This is a genomic window from Candidatus Neomarinimicrobiota bacterium, from assembly GCA_041862535.1.
In the GTDB taxonomy this organism is placed as follows: domain Bacteria; phylum Fidelibacterota; class Marinisomatia; order SCGC-AAA003-L08; family TS1B11.
The window spans coordinates 1-5,276 of sequence record JBGVTM010000100.1 but is presented as its reverse complement, the minus strand read 5'-3'; the positions used below and the strand labels follow the sequence as shown (position 1 = coordinate 5,276).

Annotated in this window: 6 protein-coding genes; 5 read left to right on the top strand and 1 reads right to left on the bottom strand. The window is 53.4% G+C overall.

Features of this window, described 5'->3' with window-relative positions:
* Positions 1-2,182, bottom strand: a 2,182-nt coding sequence (locus tag ACETWG_03890; protein MFB0515730.1) for an alpha-mannosidase, incomplete at its 3' end; no start/stop codon positions are given.
* Positions 2,183-2,468: 286 nt separating this feature from the next.
* Between ACETWG_03890 and ACETWG_03885 the strand changes: the two genes are divergently transcribed.
* The 5 genes from ACETWG_03885 to ACETWG_03865 form a co-directional block, all read left to right on the top strand.
* Positions 2,469-4,055, top strand: a complete 1,587-nt coding sequence (locus ACETWG_03885) for a sodium:solute symporter (protein MFB0515729.1) — start codon at positions 2,469-2,471, stop codon at positions 4,053-4,055.
* 57 nt (positions 4,056-4,112) lie between these two features.
* Positions 4,113-4,412, top strand: a complete 300-nt coding sequence (locus ACETWG_03880) for a hypothetical protein (GenBank protein MFB0515728.1) — start codon at positions 4,113-4,115, stop codon at positions 4,410-4,412.
* The gene (locus ACETWG_03875) at positions 4,409-4,549 is read left to right on the top strand and encodes a hypothetical protein (GenBank protein ID MFB0515727.1); all 141 of its coding nucleotides are present in this window, start codon (positions 4,409-4,411) and stop codon (positions 4,547-4,549) included. Before ACETWG_03880 ends, ACETWG_03875 begins: the two co-directional genes overlap by 4 nt.
* Positions 4,546-4,677 (top strand): hypothetical protein, encoded by a 132-nt coding sequence (locus ACETWG_03870; GenBank protein ID MFB0515726.1) that lies wholly within the window; start codon positions 4,546-4,548, stop codon positions 4,675-4,677. Before ACETWG_03875 ends, ACETWG_03870 begins: the two co-directional genes overlap by 4 nt.
* A gap of 160 nt (positions 4,678-4,837) precedes the next feature.
* The coding region (locus tag ACETWG_03865; protein MFB0515725.1) for a hypothetical protein at positions 4,838-5,276 on the top strand (439 nt) is incomplete at its 3' end.

The following is a 5,276-nucleotide window of genomic DNA, read 5'->3' as shown; positions in this document are numbered from 1 at the left end:
CGTTTTCAATCCGGTTGTCTGACGCCTTCAGGGTTGATTTGATCTTTGCCGGCCGCTCTTTTCTCAGCTCATAAAGTCGGTAGCCAAGGGAGGGTATCTTGTCGGCCACGAAAATGATTTCCTGGTCATATTTCCCCCTCGTTATTCTCTGGGAGGGGATCTCTTTGCCCTGCAGGTCGAAAATGGCATAGTTTGTGGTATCCCTATCCGGCAGGCGCAGGCGGACGATGTCGTCTCGCGTCCAGGCTAACGGATTGAAGACCACCACGGGGGTGCCTTGTTTAATAACTGAGGTGTTGATCTGCCCGGCAAGGAATTTGAGGGCAGCCTCCAGTTCGAAATTGCCGATTTCAAAGGCCTGGTCGTAGTCCTCCTGGGCATCGATGTAGACTTCCCGGATACTTGAGCCGGGCAGGATATCGTGGAACTGGTTAAGCAGTACGATCCTCCAGGCCTGTTCCAGGTCCGCTTGGTGAACCTGTCGGCCATATAGTGCGGCAGTTGCAGCAAACTTCTCCGCGTTGGTGAGCAAACTCTCCGCCTTGCGATTATTCTCTTTGGTCTTCCCCTGAGTGGTCAATGTCCCGCGGTGGTACTCCAGGTAGAGCTCGTTTTCCCAGACTGGTAGCGCGGACAGATCTTGTGCTTTCAGCCAGTTGAGATAATCTTTCGCTGTGCCATGCTGGATTTCAGGGAAGATAGCCAGGGTTTTCATATATTCGATGTGATCCAGCATTTGTGGCGATGGCCCACCGCCGTGATCACCGACGCCATATAACACCAGCATTCTGGTGAAACCGGTATTCGCCTCGAATTGACGCATCCAATCGACCAGCCGGAACTGGTCGTCGAGGGTGTTCACATAGTTGAAGGGGAAATAGCCGAGGATGCGGGAGCCATCCGGGGCTTCCCACCAGAACACCCGGTAGGGGAACACGTTGGTGTCGTTCCAGCCGATCTTCTGGGTGATAAAGGCATCGATTCCGCCGTTCAGATACAGCTGGGGCATGTTCCAGTTGTAGCCGAACGAATCGGGATTCCATCCGATTTTCACCCTGCCACCGAGGTTGTTCTTGAAGTAGCGCTGAGCATAGAGCAGATGGCGCGCCCAGGACTCGCCGCCGGTCATATTACAATCGGGCTCCACCCACATCCCGCCTATCACTTCCCAGCGGCCATCCTTGATCCTCTGCTTTATTCCCTGGTACACCTGTGGGTAGAGCGTTTTCATCCAGTCGTAGTAGAGGGCGGAGCTTTGGGTATAGGTGAAATCGGGTCGCGCGTCCATCATATCTAGGACCGATGTGAAAGTATTCTTACAGACTTCAATGGTCTCCTTCTTCCGCCACAGCCAGGCGGCATCGATGTGGGCGTTAGAGGTGAAATAGAGGGTATATCGCTTGGCAAACTCGTCGATTGGATTAAGTTCCTGACGTACATCCGCTATTGATTGCCGGAATTTGGTGAGCTCTCCGGAGTGGAGGGCATCCACGTCCACCCGGGCTGCCAGGGTCTGCAGCTGCGCGTTCAACCGCTGCTTCTCCTGGCGGTTCATCCTGGATCGGTCGATGCCGGGATCGACCTTGAGACGGCTGTTCGTCTGGTAGGTATCAAAACCCAGCAGTTTCTGTCCCACCTGAAGGCTCAGAGCAAGGTTGTTGATCTCTTTCAGGAGTGCCTCATCGCGCCTCATTTCAATCCGGGCCCGAAGCAGTCTCAACGGCCCCCCGGTGTTTATGGCTTTTATGAGTAACACAAACCTCTGACCCGGCCGGGCATCGGCCGTCAATTCAAACTCCCCATTCCAGGGGAAGTAGCCTTTCTCCGCACCATTGATGTGCATGTAGCCGTAGTCATCAACGGAGACAAGGAACCTGGCAGGTCCGTCAATCTCCTGGCCCAACACCAGCTCAGGCATAACGATCTCTTTCCGGAGCCAGCAGGAATCGACGTAAATCAACTCGCCAATTTTCAGGTCGCGCCAATAAGAATCATTGTAATCAGGGCTTGACAGGGCGTCAACGGTCGCGTCTTTACTGTAAAAATCGGTGCTGTACTTCCAGTCGTTGAACGAGACGAGGGACGCTTCGTTAATACCCTTGACAAGCTTATCTACGTTGGTTTGGGCATTAAGGGCTATCGACAGCAGGAAGATGGTCAACAGGGACTTTAAGGTTCTCACGGCGATCCCCTCCACGATATTGAGTTGGAATAATCCCGCCAGGAATTGGGAGATCCACTTCGGCTTCAAATTTGAGATATGCGTCGAAAGGGACCAACCCGCTACTATTGAATCTATGGTTATTATAGCCGAAATTCCAACTCCCTGACCAACGGGCTCTTTGGGTGCATTATGGATGGAATTGTATGCTTGATGGTCGTTAATTGGCTGGGTAGACAGAGGGTCTGATATGCACAATTGTTCGCGGTATGGCTGAAAGAGACCGACTTTAGTACTGGAGGCCTCGATGGTGCAATTTGCCGTTCTTGACTGGGTATGGATCGTTCTTTTCCTGGCTCTCATGATTGGGTGCGGCGTTCTCTTTTATCGACTGGGTAAGCGTTCCGAATCGGACTTTTTCCTGGCCGGCCGCGGATTACCGTGGTGGCTGCCGGCATCCTCGGTGTACGCCACCCACACAGCTACGGACACACCGATGTGGGTAACGGGAGTTATCTACCGGTACGGTTTGGCGGGCATCTGGTATACTTTTTTCTCGGCCTGGTGTGCCATCAGCGCTTTTGTGTCTACCCGGATTTTTCGGCGGTCTCTGGCCTATACTCAGGCCGAGTGGCAGAGCCTGCGTTTCGGGGGCCTGGGGAGCGAGCTTCTCAGGGGCTGGATGGCCGGTTGGCAGGTGTTTATGAATATGTTCATCCTAGGATGGGTGGGCATTGCGATGGGTAAGGTATGCCATTACTCATTCGGTTGGCCCGTATGGATTGGGCTGATAGTGTTCTCGGCAATCTGCGCGATTTACGTTCTTTCGGCCGGCTACTGGGGTGTGGTCATGGCGGACTTTCAGCAGGGTGTCATCGCTTTTTCGGCCATTATTATTATATCGGTCTGGGGCATTATCGCCGCGGGTGGCCCCCAGGCCATTGTTACGAAGCTGGACGTGCTTGGTCAGTCCTGGCGACTCAATCCGTTCCACTTTAGCGGTTGGCTCTCCGGAGACTTCCCGATTGCCTGGTTCCTGACGATGATGGTTATTGCCCTGATCGGCGGGTTGGGCATGGGGACTTCTATCGATTGGTATGCGGAGGCCCAGCGTATTCAATCGGCACGGACGGTGCGGGACGCCTCTTATTCTATCTGGTGGGGCACAGCGCTGGTGGTGATGCGCAACTCTATTTGGGCAGCGGCGATCCTGGGATTCTTCGTTCTATTTCCAACTATTAAGAATGCCAGCGAATACGAGTTGGGCTGGTTTCGCTTAGGATTTGATTACTTGCCAGCAGGCATGCTGGGATTCTTCTTTGCGGCTATCCTGGCCATCCACCTTTCCACGATTTCCACCCATCTCAACCTGGGATCGTTATATGCCACCCGGGACCTTTATCATCATTACATCAATCCTGAAGCCTCTGAGAAGCGCCTCATCTGGGTCGGGCGTTTCTCTACGCTGCTGCTTCTGCTGGGATCTTTTGTCCTGGGCCTGATGATGGAGGAGATCACCAAGTGGCTCATCTTCGCCCTATGGATTATGGCGGCCGGCGTGTGGCTGCCCAACATCCTGCAGGTAATCTGGTGGCGGTTTAATGCCTGGGGGTACCTCTCAGCCTGGATCGCGAACCTGGGTCTTTCGTGGCTGGTGGTATGGGTCCTGCCGGCTTTTGGCGTCATTCCCGAGTTGCCGGATTACCTCCAGTTCTGGGCTCTGATGATCTTGACGGGATTCATTTACCTGCCGGTGACCTTCCTGACCAAGCCCGAGGACAGGGATCATCTGGTGCGGTACTACGTTATGTCCCGGCCCATCGGCTTCTGGGGTCCGGTACGTCGGGAGGCAGAAAGACAGGGCCTTTTGGCACAGGTCACGCCTGACAAGTGAGGGGGACCTGGTGACGATTTCTACAAGCAACCTATTGATACATTACGGGAGAACAGCATGAGTTTAATTCGTCGCAAATGGACACCGGCGGCGGCCGCCGACGAGTGGGCCAGGGAGGATTGGATCGCCATTGTGCTTTCCCCACTGGCCTATATCGCGTTGGCCGTGGGCCTCGCTCTCAGTATGCTGCTGTTGAAAGTGGGATTCATCATTCTGGGTGTAGCAGTAGTCCTGACCGCTTTCATGCATTGGGTTATCGATCCCAAACTGAGGACGATTTCCGAGGACTATGAGAAGAAACAGAAGCATTATCTGGAAGAGCTGGAAAGGATCGTCCGGTGGGAGGAGCCCCGATGAGTGAGGGATTGGGAGTTGTCATCGGGATGTCCATTGCCTATATCGCCTCCTTCACTGGGCTGATATTCGCCTGGATTCACTACAAGAAGAGAAAAGCGGGGAAAATCTCAACCTCCAGTGAGGGGAGACGAGCATGATCGTAATTGTTCTTCAGGCGTCCCGCGTCGGGAGTCCTGTTTTAGGGGTGATAATACCGCTGGTTGTTTTCGTGGTCTCGTTTATTGTGACCTGGGCCCTCTACAAACACTTTTCCAGGCGGGTGTGAGTTCGTGAAAGTCCCGAAGTTGGGTATTGCACTTCTTTACGCAATTGGCTGACACGCTTGTTAACTTAACGACGTGTAAAGCAGCTGGGTTCTGCCGGGATTCGGTTGTTGTCAGGGCAATGCTTGCAGATAACTCACGGTGATAAAAGGAGATAAGAGCATGAGTCGAGCCAACCCGGTGATCGTTGCCGGTTTTATTTGCCTGATTACTATGGGAGCATATCCTGCCTATGGACAGTTAACGGGCGGTGATTTGCTGAATGAAGCCCCTCTCACCAAGATCCCTGAAGAGATGACATTTGAGGAATATCAGGATATGAATCGTCGTCTCACGGTGGGATTAGTGTTGGCCGCCATACCTGTTCCCGGCATGATTCATTTTTATGCTGGCGAGAAAAAGACCGGCTGGCTTATTCTCGGTACCGCCGCCGCAAGCGTAGGGGCTATGCTGGCCGGCGCATTGGTTGCTGAGGAGGACGATTTCCCTGAATCAGACTTTGATCTGTTTATCCTGAATCCTGGCGATAAGGAGAAAGAGCGGCGATTTGAAAAGATTCCGATCGAGGTAGCTAACACCGATACCACTTTTAGACTGCAGG

What these genes read in the sequence shown, in the direction of transcription:
- ACETWG_03885 (MFB0515729.1), top strand. Translation starts at nt 2,469, where the DNA reads ATGGTGCAATTTGCCGTTCTTGACTGGGTATGGATCGTTCTTTTCCTG.
- ACETWG_03880 (MFB0515728.1), top strand. Translation starts at nt 4,113, where the DNA reads ATGAGTTTAATTCGTCGCAAATGGACACCGGCGGCGGCCGCCGACGAG.
- ACETWG_03875 (MFB0515727.1), top strand. Translation starts at nt 4,409, where the DNA reads ATGAGTGAGGGATTGGGAGTTGTCATCGGGATGTCCATTGCCTATATC.
- ACETWG_03870 (MFB0515726.1), top strand. Translation starts at nt 4,546, where the DNA reads ATGATCGTAATTGTTCTTCAGGCGTCCCGCGTCGGGAGTCCTGTTTTA.